General features: G+C 65.4%; 13 protein-coding genes. 7 read left to right on the forward strand and 6 right to left on the reverse strand.

The window, feature by feature from the left end:
• Positions 1 to 91 precede the first annotated feature (91 nt).
• A complete protein-coding gene (locus tag ACO06P_RS04345) occupies positions 92 to 1,195 on the forward strand; it encodes an efflux RND transporter periplasmic adaptor subunit (protein WP_420348781.1) in 1,104 nt (367 codons plus the stop codon).
• Complete coding sequence (locus ACO06P_RS04350; protein WP_420348782.1) at positions 1,192 to 4,443, forward strand: efflux RND transporter permease subunit; 3,252 nt, start codon at positions 1,192 to 1,194, stop codon at positions 4,441 to 4,443. The genes ACO06P_RS04345 and ACO06P_RS04350 overlap by 4 nt, the downstream gene beginning before the upstream one ends.
• A gap of 39 nt (positions 4,444 to 4,482) precedes the next feature.
• On the opposite strand, the gene pssA is transcribed toward ACO06P_RS04350, so the two are convergent.
• Positions 4,483 to 5,298, reverse strand: coding sequence for a CDP-diacylglycerol--serine O-phosphatidyltransferase (gene pssA, locus ACO06P_RS04355; protein ID WP_420348783.1), 816 nt, complete (start codon positions 5,296 to 5,298; stop codon positions 4,483 to 4,485).
• A gap of 1 nt (position 5,299) precedes the next feature.
• Positions 5,300 to 6,205: a phosphatidylserine decarboxylase gene (locus ACO06P_RS04360; protein WP_420348784.1), complete on the reverse strand. Its 906-nt coding sequence runs from the start codon at positions 6,203 to 6,205 to the stop codon at positions 5,300 to 5,302.
• Between the two features lie 4 nt (positions 6,206 to 6,209).
• Here ACO06P_RS04360 and ACO06P_RS04365 point away from each other — a divergent pair, with 4 nt between their 5' ends.
• Complete coding sequence (locus ACO06P_RS04365) at positions 6,210 to 6,713, forward strand: hypothetical protein (RefSeq protein WP_420348785.1); 504 nt, start codon at positions 6,210 to 6,212, stop codon at positions 6,711 to 6,713.
• Between the two features lie 80 nt (positions 6,714 to 6,793).
• Here the strand turns inward: ACO06P_RS04365 and ACO06P_RS04370 are convergent, their stop codons facing one another.
• From ACO06P_RS04370 to ACO06P_RS04380, 3 genes are all read right to left on the reverse strand, one after another.
• A complete protein-coding gene (locus tag ACO06P_RS04370; protein WP_421938173.1) occupies positions 6,794 to 8,083 on the reverse strand; it encodes a LysM peptidoglycan-binding domain-containing protein in 1,290 nt (429 codons plus the stop codon).
• A gap of 73 nt (positions 8,084 to 8,156) precedes the next feature.
• A complete protein-coding gene (locus ACO06P_RS04375; protein WP_420348787.1) occupies positions 8,157 to 9,110 on the reverse strand; it encodes a c-type cytochrome in 954 nt (317 codons plus the stop codon).
• Positions 9,111 to 9,218: 108 nt separating this feature from the next.
• On the reverse strand, positions 9,219 to 9,737 hold the full coding sequence (locus ACO06P_RS04380) for a c-type cytochrome (RefSeq protein WP_420348788.1): 519 nt from the start codon (positions 9,735 to 9,737) through the stop codon (positions 9,219 to 9,221).
• A 245-nt stretch (positions 9,738 to 9,982) separates the two neighbouring features.
• On the opposite strand from ACO06P_RS04380, the gene ACO06P_RS04385 reads away from it, so the two are divergent.
• The 4 genes from ACO06P_RS04385 (at position 9,983) to ACO06P_RS04400 (ending at position 13,491) form a co-directional block, all read left to right on the forward strand.
• Complete coding sequence (locus ACO06P_RS04385; RefSeq protein ID WP_420348789.1) at positions 9,983 to 10,567, forward strand: TIGR00730 family Rossman fold protein; 585 nt, start codon at positions 9,983 to 9,985, stop codon at positions 10,565 to 10,567.
• Between the two features lie 165 nt (positions 10,568 to 10,732).
• Entirely contained in the window at positions 10,733 to 11,947 is a 1,215-nt protein-coding gene (locus ACO06P_RS04390) for an NADP-dependent isocitrate dehydrogenase (RefSeq protein WP_420348790.1), read from the forward strand.
• 75 nt (positions 11,948 to 12,022) lie between these two features.
• Complete coding sequence (locus ACO06P_RS04395; RefSeq protein ID WP_420348791.1) at positions 12,023 to 12,538, forward strand: peptidylprolyl isomerase; 516 nt, start codon at positions 12,023 to 12,025, stop codon at positions 12,536 to 12,538.
• A gap of 56 nt (positions 12,539 to 12,594) precedes the next feature.
• On the forward strand, positions 12,595 to 13,491 hold the full coding sequence (locus ACO06P_RS04400; protein WP_420348792.1) for a mechanosensitive ion channel family protein: 897 nt from the start codon (positions 12,595 to 12,597) through the stop codon (positions 13,489 to 13,491).
• 12 nt (positions 13,492 to 13,503) lie between these two features.
• Here ACO06P_RS04400 and alaS read toward each other — a convergent pair whose 3' ends face one another.
• The gene (gene alaS, locus ACO06P_RS04405; RefSeq protein WP_420348793.1) at positions 13,504 to 16,158 is read right to left on the reverse strand and encodes an alanine--tRNA ligase; all 2,655 of its coding nucleotides are present in this window, start codon (positions 16,156 to 16,158) and stop codon (positions 13,504 to 13,506) included.
• Between the last annotated feature and the right edge of the window lie 327 nt (positions 16,159 to 16,485).

The following is a 16,485-nucleotide window of genomic DNA, read 5'->3' on the forward strand; positions in this document are numbered from 1 at the left end:
GCCGGCCATGACCGATGGGGAGGGAAACGCAAAGCCGCCGTCCTGCGTATAACCCCCGACCGCAACGACAGAGTTTGAAGACGACAACAAAATGAAACGCTCCCTAATCCTGGCCTTGGTGTTCGCCGTTGCGGCTACGGCCTGGGTCGCTTCGGGCCAGCTTGGCGAGAGCGGCGCCGAGCCGGAAGCCCAGAAGCCGCCCGCCGACCTCGCCGCACTCGACAAGGTGCCGAGCGTGCGCGTGCGCAGTTCCACGGCTCAGACGCACCCCATCGTCGATCTGCTGCGCGGCCGCACCGAGGCGAACCGCATGGTGGAAATCAAGGTCGAAACCGACGGCCGCCTGATCGAGTTGGCGGTCGACGACGGTACGGCCGTCAAGGCGGGCGATATCATCGCGCGCCTGTCGCCCGGCGACCGCCCGGCGCGTCTGGCCGAGGCGAAGGCGCTGCTGGCCCAGCGCAAGATCGAATACGAAGCCGACCAGAAGCTCTCCCAGAAAGGCTTCCGCGCGGAAACCCAGGTCGCCGCGACGGAGGCCTCTCTGCAAGCGGCGGAAGCGGCGGTGAAGATTGCCGAAGTCGAACTGGGCTATACCGCGATCCGCGCGCCCTTCGACGGCATCGTCGACGAGCGCATGATGGAGATCGGCGACTATGTCGACCGCGGCGATGCCATTGCCCGCCTTGTCGAGTTGGACCCCATGTTGATCGTCACCCAGGTCAACGAGCGCGATGTTCAGCGTCTGGGGTTGGGTAACGTGGGCGCCGCGCGACTGATGACCGGCGACCAGGTGACCGGCCACATCCGGCACATTTCAACGGTTGCCGACGAGGCGACCCGCACCTTCCGGGTCGAACTTGAAGTCGAAAACCCGGACGGCCGCATCGCCGACGGCATGACCGCCGAGATTGCCCTGCCCCTCGCGGAGACCGAGGCACACGTTGTCTCCCCCGCGATCCTGACCCTCTCAGACGGCGGCCTGATCGGCGTCAAGGCCGTGGATGGGGACACAAAGGTCGTCTTTCATCCGGTCAAGATCGTCGATACCGACAACGAGGGCATCTGGATTACCGGCCTGCCGAAAGAGGTCACCCTGATCACCGTGGGTCAGGAGTACGTCAGCCCGGGCGAAAAAGTGCAGCCCGTGCATGAATCCGAGATTGAAGACCGGCTGAAGGATCTGGCGTCGTGAAAGCCGTCATCGACGCGGCCATATCACGCAGCCGCACTGTCGTCTCGACCCTGATTCTGATCCTCGTTGCGGGAAGCGTCGCCTATGTGTCCATTCCCAAGGAGGACTCGCCGGACATCAACATCCCGACGCTCTATGTCGTTGCGGCCCATGACGGCATCTCGCCGGAAGATGCGGAACGGCTTCTGATCAAACCGCTGGAGAAGGAACTTCGGGCAATCGAGGGCGTCAAGGAGATGACGTCCACCGCGTATCTGGGCGGCGCCAACGTGGTGATGGAGTTCGATGCCGGGTTCGACGCGGACCAGGCGCTGATGGACGTGCGGGAGAAGGTGGACCTGGCCAAACCGGAGCTTCCGGAAGATGCGGAAGAGCCGACGGTTCACGAAATCAACCTCTCGCTCTTCCCGGTGCTGACCGTTTCTCTCTCCGGCAACGCACCAGAGCGCACGCTGCTGCGCATCGCCCGGGACCTGCAGGACAAGATCGAGAGCCTCTCCAGCGTGCTGGAAGCCAGCATCGCCGGCGACCGGGATGAACTGGTGGAAGTGGTGATCGATCCGCTGGCGCTGGAAAGCTACAACCTCAACGCCACTGACATTCTGGAGATGGTCTCGAAGTCGAACCGCGTGGTCGCGGCGGGTTCGCTGGACACCGGCCAGGGGCGCTTCGCGGTCAAGGTCCCCGGCCTCTTCGAAACCGTCGAAGACATCATCAACCTGCCGGTGAAGGTGAACGATGATGCGGTCGTGCGCTTCCGCGACATTGCGAGCCTGAGGCGCACGTTCAAGGATTCGGACGGCTTTGCGCGGCTGAACGGCGAACCGGCACTGGCCTTGGAGGTCTCCAAGCGCACCGGCGAGAACATCATCGAGACCATCGAGCAGGTTCGCGCCGTCGTTGAAGAGGCCCGGCTGGCCTGGCCCGAGACGGTCACCGTGACCTATAGCCAGGACAAGTCGACGGACATTCGCAACAACCTGCTCGACCTTCAGAACAATGTGCTGAGCGCCGTGTTACTGGTCATGGTGGTGGTGGTCGCCGCGCTCGGCCTGCGCTCCGCCCTGCTCGTCGGCATCGCCATTCCCGGCTCCTTCCTCACCGGCATCCTGGTGCTCGCCATCGCCGGCCTGACCGTCAACATCGTCGTGCTTTTCGCGCTGATCCTGGCCGTCGGCATGCTGGTGGACGGCGCTATCGTGGTGACCGAGTACGCCGACCGCAAGATGAGCGAAGGCAGGCCGAAGAAGGAAGCCTATGCCTTGGCCGCCAAACGCATGGCCTGGCCGATCATCGCGGCAACGGCGACCACGCTGGCCGCCTTCCTGCCGCTGATGTTCTGGCCGGGCGTCGTCGGCGAATTCATGAAGTATCTGCCCATCACGCTGATCGCCACCTTGAGCGCATCGCTGATGATGGCCCTGATTTTCGTGCCGACACTGGGCTCGGTCTTCGGAAAGCCTGGGGGCACCGCCGACCCGAAGACGATGAAGGCGCTTGCGGCGGGTGAGAGCGGCGACCTGAACGATGTCGGGGGGCTGACCGGCACCTACCTGCGAACGCTCGGGTTCATTCTGCGGCACCCGGCAAAGGTTCTCCTCTTTGCCGTGATGCTGCTGGTCGGCGTGCAGATGGCCTATGCCAGCTTCGGCCGGGGCGTCGAGTTCTTTCCGGACGTGGAACCGCACAATGCGGTCTTGCAGCTCCACGCCCGCGGCAACCTCTCGGTCGAGGAGCGGGACGAGCTGGTCCGCCAGGTCGAGAGCGTGGTCCTGGCCATGCAGCGCGAATACGGCGAATTCCACGCCATCAGCGCGCAGTCGATGGCTGCCTCCGGCACCCAGGGCGGCGAGGAAGCGGAAGACGTGATCGGCAAGATCATCGTTGAGTTCACCGACTGGTTCTCCCGCCGGCCGGCGGACGAAATCCTTGGCGAGATCCGCGAGCGCAGCGCGATCTTCGCCGGCGTCTTCGTCGAGGCGCGCAAGGAAGAGTCCGGTCCGCCGGTGGGCAAGCCCGTGCAGATCGAGGTTGCCTCGGCACAGCCTTCATTGATCGAACCGGCGGTTCAGCGCATCCTCGGCGCGATGGCCGACATCGGCGGTTTCGTCGACATCGAGGACGGCACCCAAATTCCCGGCATCGAGTGGGAACTGGCGGTCGACCGCGCCCAGGCCGCAAAGTTCGACGCCGATGTCAGCCTGATCGGCAGCTATGTGCGCATGCTGACCAACGGCATGGACCTGGGCGACTACAGGCCCGACGACAGCACCGAGGAAATCGACATCGTCGTGCGTCTGCCTGAACAGTATCGCAACATCGAGCAGCTCGATCTGATCCGAATTCAGACTTCTTCCGGCTTGATCCCGATTTCCAACTTCGTCACGCGCGAGGCGAAACCCCGGGTCGGCCTGCTGAAGCGCACCGACAGCCGCCGGGCAATGACGATCAGGGCCGACGTGGCGCAGGGTCTGCTGGCCGACGACAAGGTGCAGGAGATCCGCGGCTGGCTTGCCGAGCAGGACTTCGATCCCCTGCTGGCCATCACCTTCAAGGGCGAGGACGAGGAGCAGAAGGCCGCTTCGGCGTTCCTCGGCAAGGCCTTCGGCGTGGCGCTGTTCATGATGGCGATCATCCTGGTGACCCAGTTCAACAGCTTCTACAGCGCCTTCCTGATCCTGACGGCGGTGATCATGTCGACGGTCGGCGTGATGATCGGCCTGCTCGTCACCAACCAGCCCTTCGGCATCGTCATGTCGGGCATCGGTGTCATTGCCCTGGCCGGTATCGTGGTGAACAACAACATCGTCCTGATCGACACCTTCGATCGGCTGCGCGCCACGACCGCGACCACCCGCGAGGCCATCCTGCGGACCGGCGCCCAGCGCCTGCGCCCGGTGCTGCTGACCACGATCACCACGATCCTGGGGCTGATGCCGATGGTGCTGGCCACCAACATCGATTTCTTCTCGCGCACCGTTCAGGTCGGCGCCCCTTCGACCCAGTGGTGGCGGCAGCTCGCGACCGCCATCGTCTTCGGCCTCACCTTCGCGACGCTCCTGACCCTCTTCGTGACCCCGAGCGCGCTGATGCTGCGCGACAACCTGAAGGGCGCGGTAGGGCGCCTGCGCGGCTGGCGGGGCCCGCGGCGTCGCATCATCGGCGAGCCCGACACGCCGGAAGCGGGTCAGGAAGGCCGCGGCGGCGCCGGGAAGAGCGGCCCGGGCGTTCCGCAGGCCGCCGAATAACCGCCGGTCGTCGTAGCCAAAAACCGAGCGAAGAAACCGTCAGTCGGTGTCCTCTTCGTCATCGCCCGCGGCCTCGCTGCGGGCGCCGCTTCCCTCCTCCAAGGCCAGAGCGCGGGCTTCCTTGCGGTACTGGATTGCGGCCAGGGGAATACTGGCGAGATAAAGCAGGCCCACCAGCGTGACGGTGATCCAAGGCTCGGAAATCAGGAAGGCGGCAAAGAGCACCAGGCCCACCATGGCGACACGGCGCTGCGGCGGCCGGAGCTTCAGGCGCTTGGCGGAGAACGTCGGGACCTGGCTCACCATCAGGATCGCCACGGCCAGGAGGGTCAGCAGGTTCAACAGGTCGCTGCGCAGAATGCTGTCGCCGAAGACGAAGCTCATGGTCAGCGGCAGCAATGCAAGGCCGGCGGCGGCCGGGGCCGGAACGCCGACAAAAAAGCGTGCGGCCAGGGGTTGGGGACTGTCCTCGCCCAGGGCGGCGTTGAACCGCGCCAGGCGCAGAGCGCAGCAGGCCGCGAAAACCAGGCAGAGCGCCCAACCCAGTCCGCCGGCGTCGGACAGCGTCCAGAGATAAATCATCACCGCCGGCGTGACGCCGAACGCGATGACGTCCGACAGCGAGTCGAGCTGCGCCCCGAACTCGCTGGTGGCCCCCATCAGGCGGGCGATGCGGCCGTCGAGCCCGTCGAGCAGCATTGCAACGACCACCGCGCCCACCGCCGCCTCCCAGCGATCCTGCAGCGCCAGCCGGATTGCGGTCAGCCCGGCGCAGAGCGCGAGCAGAGTCAGCGCATTGGGAATCATGCGGTTGATGGAAAGGGTCGAAACCCGTCTCCTGCGCAGGCGCGCCATGCTAGCGCTCCTCGCCTTGGCGCGCGGGCTCGTCGGACTGCAGGTCGGCCAGAACGGTCTCGCCGGCAATTGTCGTCTGATAGAGCGACACCAAGGGCGCCGTGCCTTCCGGCAGGTAAACGTCCATACGGCTGCCGAAGCGGATCAGGCCGAATATCTGCCCGGCGCGCACCGGCTGGTCCTCCGAGACATCGCAGACGATGCGCCGCGCAACCAGACCTGCAATCTGCACGAAGGCGATATCAATCCCGTCGAAGGTCGTGACTTTCAACGACATCCGTTCATTGTCGACGGAAGCCTTGTCCAGCGCTGCATTGAGGAACTTGCCCGGTCGATAGGCCAACGCCGAAATCCTGCCGTCCACCGGCACCCTGTTGATGTGAACGTTGAAGACGTTGAGGAAGATCGAGATCCGCGTGAGCGGTTCTGCCCCCATCTCCAGTTCCGGCGGCGGCACCGCTTTCTCGATCATCTGCACGAGGCCGTCCGCCGGGGCAATCACCAGACCCGTTCGCGTCGGCGTCACCCGCGGCGGATTGCGGAAGAAGTAGGTGCAGAAGGCGACGGCCAGAAGACCGAGCCAGAACAGCGGCTCCCACAACAGGCCCAGCAGAATCGCGACGGCCAGTGCTGCGGCGATGAAAGGCCATCCGGCCCGGTGGATTGGTACCAATACGCTTCTGAACACGCGGTCGTCCTGCCCCCAGTCCATATCCCTACAGCAGTAATAGACCAGCGGCCGCCCCTCAGACAGCGGAAAAAACAGCGAAACTGGTGCTTTACCGATCGTTAAAGCCGAACTGTTAGCCTTGCGGGCTGTTGATGCGGGAGAGAGTGCCTTGGACGCCCCGGGGAACGAGCCAAGCGAATCCACGACCTCGAAGGACGATGCGAAGTCGGCTGTCAAATCGGTGGCCGATGCCGCGCTGCCACTCGAGGTCGGGTCTATTGCGCTGGGTGACGACGGCCATATCAGCCGCCGCGACCCTGACCAGCCTCTGCATTTTGCATTTACGGCCTGCGGCGTTCGCTTCGATGCGGACCTGGCCGACCGCTCCGCCCCCCTGCGCCTGGAAGCCAACCTCGGTAAGCTGCCCTACACGGCCGAATCGCCGGAAGGACGGCAGCTGGCCCGTTCGGTGATGGCCGCCACGGATCGCCTTGGCTGCGGCCAGATCCTGCTTTCGGATCAACAGGACATGGTTCTGAAAGCCGAAATGGCGCCGCCTGCGCCGCGCACAGCGGTCAACGTGATCGCGACGGCGGCCTACCTGGTTGCAGCGCTCAAACCCTACCTCGATCTTCTGGGCGAGGCTGTCGCCATTCGCCGACCGCCGCCCAGCGAGGATCAGCGGTCCATCGAGGGCCAGCCGGTCGTCGAGGACGAAGCGGCGCAAGACCAAGCCGCGCCCTGACGGTCAAGCGGACCGCTCCCCCTTCTCACCTGCCGCCGGATCGGGCGTCATCGGTCCACGCGCATCCGGTTCACACGCTCTCAGTTCGCTCTGGGAAGGGCAAAGACCTGGCCCGGATAGATCAGGTCCGGATCGCGGATCTGGTCTGCATTGGCTTGGTAGATGACCGAATAGCGCAGGCCCTGGCCGTAGGTGCGCCGGGCAATGCGCCAGAGAGAGTTTCCGGGCTGCACGATGACATAGTCGTCGCCCTGGGCGATCTGCCGTGCCGGCTCGCGCGAAAACGGTGTTTCAACCCGCGCGATCACAGATCCGTCGTCCGCCAGCTGATCGACGCGCAGATCATGCAGACCTTCCAGAATCGGCGATGCCGGAGACAAGGCCCAGCGCCCTTCGCCGTCGGCGACCGCCTCGCCGATGGGCCTGTTGTTGAGATAGACAAGCATCCGCGCACCCGGCGCGGCCCGCCCCCCGAGGATGGCCCGGCCGCTCTCGTCGTAGTCGACGGAATCCAGAACCAGGCCGCCGACGGCGATACCTTCCTCAGGCTGCTGCGGCAGCACCTTGCTGGCACCGCCGCCTCTCGGCGTGAGAACCGCCAATACCGGCGGCTCCGCGCTCGCGGCTGTACCGGCCGTCTCTCGAGACTCCGGTCCGGCGGCTCCGCCGGCCTCGGCCGAAGGCGGGGCCGGCTGCGTCTTCGGCACCATGACGACGACAAGGTCTTCGGAGAGCCGCTTGCGGCCGTCAGGCGCCTTGGCCTCGATCCCGATCTCATGGCTGCCCGGCGCCAGCGGTTGCTCCGCCACGATCGCCCAGGCACCACTGCCGTCGGCTTTCGTGGTGCCCACCGTGCCGTCGGCGCCGAGCGTGACCTTCACCTCGCTGTTGGGTTCGGCGCGCCCGGCGATCACCGCCTCGCCGCTGGGCTCCACACGCACGACATCGAAGGTCGGGGCCGTGCTGTCCGTCGCCGCATCCCCGTCCGCAGCCGGCAGGGCGGCCTCCTGACGGCGCTTGACCGACGGCCCTGCCGGTACCACGCCGGCCCCGTCGCCGGCTGTGGCGGCATCGTCGCTGGCGGGCGTTGACGGAACCGGGCTTTCCGAAGGCGCTGCGTCCGGGCGCGCGGCGGTCTCCGATCCGGCAGTGTCGCGCGAAGCCGCAGAGGGAGCCGCAGAGGGAGCCGCAGAGGGAGCCGCAGAGGGAGCCGCAGAGGGAGCCGCAGAGGGAGCCGCAGAGGGAGTTGCAGAGGGAGTTGCAGAGTCGGAAACGATCCGGGCATCGTCCTCGCCACCGAACTGCAAGTATCCCACCAGGGCCGCCGCCGCGATGGCGACCGCCCCCAGACCGATTACGAGCTTTTTCAAACTCCTAGCCTCCTATCCCCGCAAAACAGCCTAGTACGCGGGGATCAGGGGCGCAATGCCGGCCGGCTTAGGATCAAGGTCCGCTTATGGGCTGCAAGCTCTTGAGATAAATGGCTATTGCCGTCAGGTCCTCGTCGCTGAGGTGACTTGTGCCGTGCTCGATCACCTCCCCCATGGAGTCGCTGAGGAAGTCGCCCTCCGGTGTGATGCCGATTTTGAGGGCGCTCGCGATGTCGGATTCGCTCCAGCCCGCGAGGCCGCCCTCCGCGGGAGTCAGGTTCGGAACCCTGCCACCGTCCGGCCCTTTCGGGTTGCCGGCCAGTTCGAGGCTGTCGTCGACGGCGCCGAGGAACCCGCGCGGGCTGTGGCACTCGCCGCAATGCCCGAGGTGGCGGGTGAGATAGGCCCCCCGGTTCCAGGCCGCGTCCTGCTGAGCGTCTTCCTGGTAGGCACCGGCCTCGAAGAACATGGTCTTCCAGAGCCCCAGCGTGAAACGCAGATTGTAGGGGAAGTTAAGGTCGTGCGGCTTGTTCTGGGTTTCCGCGGGTTCCTGCGCGAAGAGGTAGGCTTGCAGGTCGGCGATATCTCCGTCGCTCATCCCGGTATAGGACGTATAGGGAAACGAGGGGTAATAGGGATCGCCGTCCGGCGATACGCCGTGACGCAGGGCGGCCTGAAAGTCCTCGTCGCTCCAGGCGCCGATGCCGTAGACCGGATGCGGCGTGATGTTCGGGCTGTAGAACGTCCCGAAGGGTGTTTCCAGGGCGCGGCCACCGGCCAGGGGCGCCCCGCCCCCCTTGGTGTCGGTGTGGCAGCTGTAGCAACCGGCCGCGCGGAACACATAAGCGCCTCTTTGAACGGCATCGTCCGGCACTGCACCTGCGTCTGAGGCGTCTTCCGCCGAAACCGCCGGTGCCTCGGCGGACTGCCCGGCCACCGGCGCCGACCAGACAGCCGCTACGCCCCAGACTGCCCCATACGCCAAGCGGCGCAGCAGCGCCCGCACTCTACCTGCGCTATGGATCATGCTCACAAACCGTCGCGGTTGAGACTCGCGTTCGCGCGGTGACGGCGGGCACGGTCGCTCCGCACCCGCCGTCCCTTAGCTCGGCTTCTTGAAGCCCGATCTTGAAGTTTAGGTCTCGGGTCCGCGATAGGTCGTATGGCAGCCGCCACACCCCTCTTTCCCAAAGGTCGCGAACTGGGCCTGGATGGTGCCGGCATCTCCGCTGTTGAGCACAGCAGCCATCTTCGCGGCCTCATCCTCCAACACCTTGCCGCGCTCGAGGAAGCCGTCCCAGTCGGACCAGATTTCCGGTTTTGACCGGTTCTTACCGACAGTATCCATTTCCTCAAGCGTCGCCTTGACCTCGAAGATCTCGGGGATCGACGTGGCCAGTTCGCCAATCTTGGCCGCCGCCGCCGAGGCTTCGGCCGCCGTGCCCTTGGAGGCCTTCACGAACTCCGCGATGATTTTCATATTGCCGCCAACGTCCTTCATCGTTTGTTGGCGCTGCTTGACCGCCGCCATTTCATGGGCGTCGGCAACCAGCAGGTCGCTCGCATGGGAGGTCTGCACCACGCTGTTCGACATCAGCAGGGCGCCTGCGGCAACTGCGCAAACGCCTGCTGCGAGAATCGACTTTCGTAGCATCTTGATCTGCTCCTTGCTTGTTTTTCCCCGGCCCGCTTTATCCCTGGGCCTCTGTGTTGCGTCCTGCGAGCGGCGCAGGTGACTTGGCCTCCCTTCACCAAACGCGGCAAGCGGCCATTACTGGCGGCCGGCCGCCGGGCTGTGCTAGAAGGCGATCACGCGGTTGTGACGCAGCGTCACACTACCGCATCAGGGGGCAAATTCAATTGTGCCATTCTGTGTCCCCAGTCGATAACGGGTTTGTGATGACGAAACTCACCGCGCTCTGCGTCTACTGCGGCTCTTCCGGACGGGTCCGCGAAAGCCACCTCGAAGCCGCCCGAAAGCTGGGGCGGCTGGCCGGCGAGAGCGGCGTCGACATCGTCTTCGGCGGCGGGCGCGTCGGGCTGATGGGCGCGGTGGCAGAAGGAGCCCTGGCGGCCGGCGGACGGGTCGTGGCGATCATCCCCCACCACCTGGAGGCTCTTGAGGTGGGCCTGCGCAATGCCAGCGAATACCTGGTGGTCGATTCCATGCACAGCCGCAAGCAGTTGATGGCCGAACGGGCCGATGCCTTCTGCGCCCTGCCCGGCGGCCTCGGCACCCTGGACGAAACCTTCGAGATCATCACCTGGCGGCAGTTGAAGCTGCACGACAAGCCGATCCTGCTGGTCAACCTCGACGGTTACTGGGACCCCTTGCTGCGCCTCATCGATCACCAGATCGAAGAAGGCTATCTCCGCGGCCCCACCGACGGCTTGTTCCAGGTCGTCGACAGTGTGGAAGCGGTCCTGGACACCGCGGCAAAGGCGCCCAGCCCCGCAATACCCGACAAGATCGAGCAGATGTAGCCGGTCAGGGGCGCCGCCCGGCGGGCCCTCCGGGCGCCGGACTGCAAGGCAACCGCGGCTCCCTTGCACCCTGCGGACAGCCTGCTATGTTGCGGCGCAACGCGCCAGCCTTCCCAGGCAGCCGGCGGGCCTTCTTCCCACCATCAGTACCTCCGGAGATTCCAGATGGGCAAAATCAAGGTGAAAAACCCGATCGTCGAACTCGACGGCGACGAGATGACACGCATCATCTGGGAGAAGATCAAGACCAAGTTGATCCTGCCTTACCTCGACGTCGATCTGAAGTACTACGACCTCTCCGTCCAGAAGCGCGACGAGACCAACGATCAGATCACCATCGATTCCGCCAATGCCATCAAAGAACACCGCGTCGGCGTGAAGTGCGCGACCATCACGCCGGACGAGGCGCGGGTGGAGGAGTTCGGGCTGAAGAAGATGTGGCGTTCGCCCAACGGCACGATCCGCAACATTGTCGGCGGCACCATCTTCCGCCAGCCCATCATCATCAGCAATGTCCCGCGCCTGGTGCCGGGCTGGACCCAGCCGATCGTCATCGGCCGCCACGCCTTCGGCGACCAGTACCGGGCCACCGACTTCAAGGTGCCCGGCGCCGGCAAGTTGACCATGACCTTCCAGCCCGCCGACGGTGGGGAACCGACCACCTACGACATCTTCGACTTCCCGGAGGCCGGGGTTGCAATCGGCATGTACAACCTCGACGAGTCGATCCGCGGCTTTGCCCGAGCCTGCCTCAACTACGGCCTGAACCTGGGCTGGCCGGTCTACCTCTCGACCAAGAACACCATCCTCAAAGTCTACGACGGGCGCTTCAAGGACATCTTCCAGGAGACCTTCGACAAGGAATTCAAGGAGGCCTTCGAGGCCAAGGGCATCCACTATGAGCATCGTCTGATCGACGACATGGTGGCCGCCGCCATGAAGTGGTCCGGCGGCTATGTCTGGGCCTGCAAGAACTACGACGGCGACGTGCAGTCCGATACCGTGGCCCAGGGTTTCGGTTCGCTCGGTCTCATGACCTCGGTGCTCATGACCCCCGACGGCAAGACCATCGAGGCCGAGGCGGCGCACGGCACGGTGACCCGGCACTACAGGCTGCACCAGCAGGGCAAACCCACCTCGACCAACCCCATCGCCTCGATCTTCGCCTGGACACGCGGCCTGCACTTCCGCGGTACCTTCGACGAGACGCCGGAGGTGGTGAAGTTCGCAGGCGACCTGGAGCGCGTCTGCATCGAAACCGTGGAATCCGGATCCATGACCAAGGATCTGGCTTTGCTGATCGACCCCGATCAGAAGTGGATGACAACCGACGAATTCATGGACAAGCTGGATGAAAACCTGCAAAAGGCCATGAGCTAGCCTGCCGAAACCCTGCGCGCTGGAGCTTTTGCAATGAAATCGTTTCTTTCACTTCTCGCGATTGGAATTCTCGCCATGACCCTTGCAAGCAACGATGCCGGCGCCCAGTCGGACCCTGAGAATACCCTGGTCATGGAACTGAAAGACGGGGTGGTGCGCATCGAGATGCTGCCCGATTTGGCGCCCCAGCACGTCGAGCAGATCAAGACCCTCGTCCGCCGCGAGTTTTATGACGGCATCGTCTTCCACCGGGTGATCGACGGTTTCATGGCGCAGACCGGCGATCCGACCGGAACCGGTCGCGGCGGCTCCGACCTACCCGACCTGCCTGCCGAGTTCTCGGCAGAGCCTTTTGAGCGTGGCGTGGTCGGCATGGCGCGGTCCCAGAGTCCCGACAGCGGCAACAGCCAGTTCTTCATCACCTTTGCCCCGGCGCGTTTCCTCGACAAGCAGTACACGGTCTGGGGCCGTGTGACCGAAGGCATGGAATACGTCGACCTGATCAAGAAGGCGCCGCGCGGTGACCAGAGTGGCACAGTGCGCGATCCCGACAAGATCATCACCCTGCGGGTCGCCGCCGACGTCGACTGACGGGCGCGCCGTCAACCTGACGGCATGCGTCACCGCGGCCTGAGCGGATTCCTTCCATGGAGTTGGACGCAGCACAGATCGAAAGCTTGAGCAGGCTGGGCGACCAGCTGCTCAATTACGCCTGGGACCTGCTGGCCGGGATCGTCCTGCTGGCGGTCGGCTGGATACTGGCGGGCTGGGCGCGCAACACGGTTCTGCGGGTCCTGGACCGCACCCCCCGCATGGACCGCACACTGCGCCCGGTGATCGCCAGCACCGTGCGCTATGCGGTCCTCATCATCGTTTTCGTCGCCGTGTTGGCGCAGTTCGGCGTGCAGACCACCAGCATCATCGCAATGCTGGGCGCCGCCGGCATCGCCATCGGCCTGGCCTTGCAGGGCACGCTGCAGAACATCGCCGCCGGGATGATGCTGCTGTTCCTGCGCCCCTTTCAGGTCGGCGACTACATCGATGCCGAGGGCCAGGCCGGCACGGTGGAGGAGATCGGCCTCTTCGTGACCCAGCTCACCACTTTCGACGGTGTTTACCGCTCTGTGCCGAACGCCCGTCTGTGGAACGCCTCCATCATGAACTACAGCCGCCTGCCGACCCGGCGCCTGGATCTGCAGGTGGGCATCAGCTACGGCGACGATATCGCCCGCGGCCAGGATGTCCTCATGGGCCTCATGGCCGGCGACGCAAGGGTCCTGGCCGATCCGGCCCCGCAGGTGCTGGTGCACAGCCTCGCCGACAGCGCCGTGACCCTGAACCTGCGCTGCTGGTGCGGCAAGGACGACTACTGGCCCCTGCTCTTCGATCTGACGAAGGCCTCGAAGCTGACCCTGGAAGCGGCGGGCTTCACCATCCCCTTCCCGCAGCGGGAAGTGCATGTGGTTTCCGAAGCCGGGCAAAACGACAGCGCCACAGCGCCGTCCCAAGCGGCGTACCCGCCAAAGCCCGGCGCGCCGGACTGAATCGGATCTGCTCTAACCGGCAGCGAGCGCCGCTTCGATCGCCGTGACGGCCTCGGCCGCGGCGGCGCCGTCGGGGCCACCGGCCTGGGCCATGTCCGGCCGGCCGCCGCCGCCCTTGCCACCCAGAGCCGCCGAGCCGACCTTCACGAGATCCACCGCGCTCGCCTTGGCGGTGGCATCGTCGGTCACGCCGACCACCAGCGAAGCCTTGCCGTCGTTGACGGCAACCAGAACCACGACGCCGGAGCCGATCTGCTTCTTCAGATCGTCAGCCATGGGCTTCAGGTCCTTCGGCGGAATGCCCTCCAGCACCCGGGCCGCGAACTTCAAGCCGGCAATCTCGCGGGTGTCGCCGTTCGCAGCGCCGCCGCCCGTGGCGAGCTTGCGCCGCAGGTCGCCGACCTCGCGGTCCAAGCGCTTGCGCTCTTCCAGCAGCGCCTCGATGCGGTCGTTGAGATTCTCCGGCGTCACCTTCATCAGGGCGGCCGCCTCAGCCAGGGCGGAAGCCTGCCCGGCCGCGTGGGACGCCGCCGCTTCGCCGGCCAGGGCCTCGATCCGCCGCACTCCTGAAGCCAGGGCCGACTCCCCGGTAACCTTGAAGTAGCCGATATCGCCGGTGCGGACGACATGGGTGCCGCCGCAGAGTTCTGTGGAGAACTGCCGCCCGCCTTTGGCCGCATCTTCGCCGCCCATGGAGAGAACCCGCACCTCGTCGCCGTACTTCTCGCCGAAGAGCGCCAGGGCGCCGGCCTCGATCGCCTCGTCGGGGGTCATGAAGCGGGTTTCGACGGCTGCGTTTTCGCGAATGCGGGCGTTGACTTCGGCCTCGACAGCCTGCACGTCCTCTGCCGTCATCGGCTTGGGATGGCTGATGTCGAAGCGCAACCGGTCCTCGGCGACAAGAGAGCCTTTCTGGGTGACATGGTCGCCCAGGCGACGCCGCAGCGCTTCGTGCAGGAGGTGGGTGGCGGAGTGATGAATCCGCAGGCCCTTGCGCCGCTCTCCATCGACCCGCAGTTCGACTGCATCGCCCACCTTCAGGCTGCCATGGGCCATGGTGCCGATGTGCACGTGAAGGTCGCCCAGCTTCTTCTGGGTATCGCTGACATGCAATTCGCCGCCGGCCGCGCTGAAGATGGCGCCCCGATCCCCTTCCTGCCCGCCGGACTCGCCATAAAAGGGCGTCTGGTTGACCAGCAACTGAACGTTCTGGCCGGCAGAAACCTCGGTAACCTCCTGGCCGTCCACGATCAAGGCGACCACCTGCCCTTCGGCGGCCTCCGTCCCGTAGCCGAGGAACTCGGTCGCGCCCAGGCGCTCGCGCAGTTCGAACCAGAGGGTCTCGGTCGCCGCCTCGCCCGACCCGGCCCAGGCCTTGCGCGCCGCAGCCCGCTGGCGCTCCATGGCGGCATCGAAGCCGGCGGTGTCGACGCTGCGGCCCTGGCCGCGCAGGATGTCCTGGGTCAGATCCAGCGGAAAACCATAAGTGTCATAGAGTTTGAAGGCGACCTCGCCGTCCAACGCGCCCTCGGCGGCCAGCTTGTCGGTTTCCTCTTCCAGCAGCTTCAGGCCGCGCCCCAGCGTGTCCTTGAAGCGGGTCTCCTCCAGCTTCAGCGTCTCGGTGATCAGGGCATCGGCGCGCGCCAGCTCGGGAAAGGCGACGCCCATCATGGATACCAGAGACGGCACCAGCCGCCACATCAGCGGGTCCTTGCAGCCTAGCAGATGCGCATGGCGCATGCCGCGGCGCATGATCCGGCGCAGCACGTAGCCGCGCCCCTCGTTGGAGGGCAGCACACCGTCGGCGACCAGAAAGGCGCTGGCGCGCAAGTGGTCGGCGATGACCCGATGCGAAACCGCATGCTCGCCGTCAGCCGCCCGACCGGAGTACTCCGCCGAAGCCTCGATGATCGCGCGCAGCAGATCGGTGTCGTAATTGTCGTGCTTGCCCTGCAGCACGGCGGAGATCCGCTCCAGCCCCATGCCGGTGTCGATCGACGGCTTGGGCAGGTCGTTGCGGGTCTCGGCATCGAGCTGCTCGTACTGCATGAAGACCAGGTTCCAGATCTCGACGAAGCGGTCGCCGTCCTCGTCGGGGCTGCCCGGCGGGCCGCCGGGAAGGTGTTCGCCGTGGTCGTAGAAAATCTCCGAACAGGGACCGCAGGGCCCGGTATCGCCCATCGCCCAGAAGTTGTCCGAGGTCGCAATACGCAGGATGCGGTCTTCCGGCAGGCCGGCGATCTTCTTCCAGAGTTCCGCGGCCTGGTCGTCCTCGGCGTAGACCGTCACCAGCAGACGCTCGTGCGGCAGGCCGAACTCCTTGGTCAACAGGTTCCAGGCCAGTTCGATGGCCAGATCCTTGAAGTAATCGCCGAAGGAAAAGTTCCCCAGCATCTCGAAGAAGGTATGGTGGCGGGCCGTGTAGCCGACGTTCTCCAGATCGTTGTGCTTGCCCCCCGCCCTGAGGCACTTCTGCGAGGTGACCGCACGGCTGTAGGGACGCGTCTCGTTACCGGTGAAGACGTTCTTGAACTGCACCATGCCGGCGGCAGTGAACAGCAGCGTCGGGTCGTTGCGGGGGACCAGCGGCGAGGAGTCGACGATCTCGTGGCCGTTGCGCCCGAAATAGTCCAGAAACGCCGTCCGGATTTCGTTGCCAGTGCTCATAGTCTATATTTATTCTTCAGAGGCTTGCACCTCAAGTTAGAACTTCTCCAGGATTTAGCGGGAGAGCCCGCCGCCGCGGCCGCAGGGCAGGGCGTTGTAGCGCGGCCCTCCGGACCTGTCCACCGAAAGCCCGCCCGTCCAAGACCCGCCGCCAGGCTCAAGATACCGCGACGCCCCAGGCTTAGCGCTGGCATTTTCGCCGCTGTCCGATTATGTGAAGGGAAGTTTACCCGGCATCACCCTGCGCCGGGTTCAGTACCATGCCACAGGAGAACGCCCGCCCTCATGGCTTTGCACTTCGTTCTTGGCGGTTTCCGCCGGCCGCAT

The sequence above is a fragment of the Pelagibius sp. genome, assembly GCF_965227505.1.
Classification (GTDB): domain Bacteria; phylum Pseudomonadota; class Alphaproteobacteria; order Kiloniellales; family Kiloniellaceae; genus Pelagibius.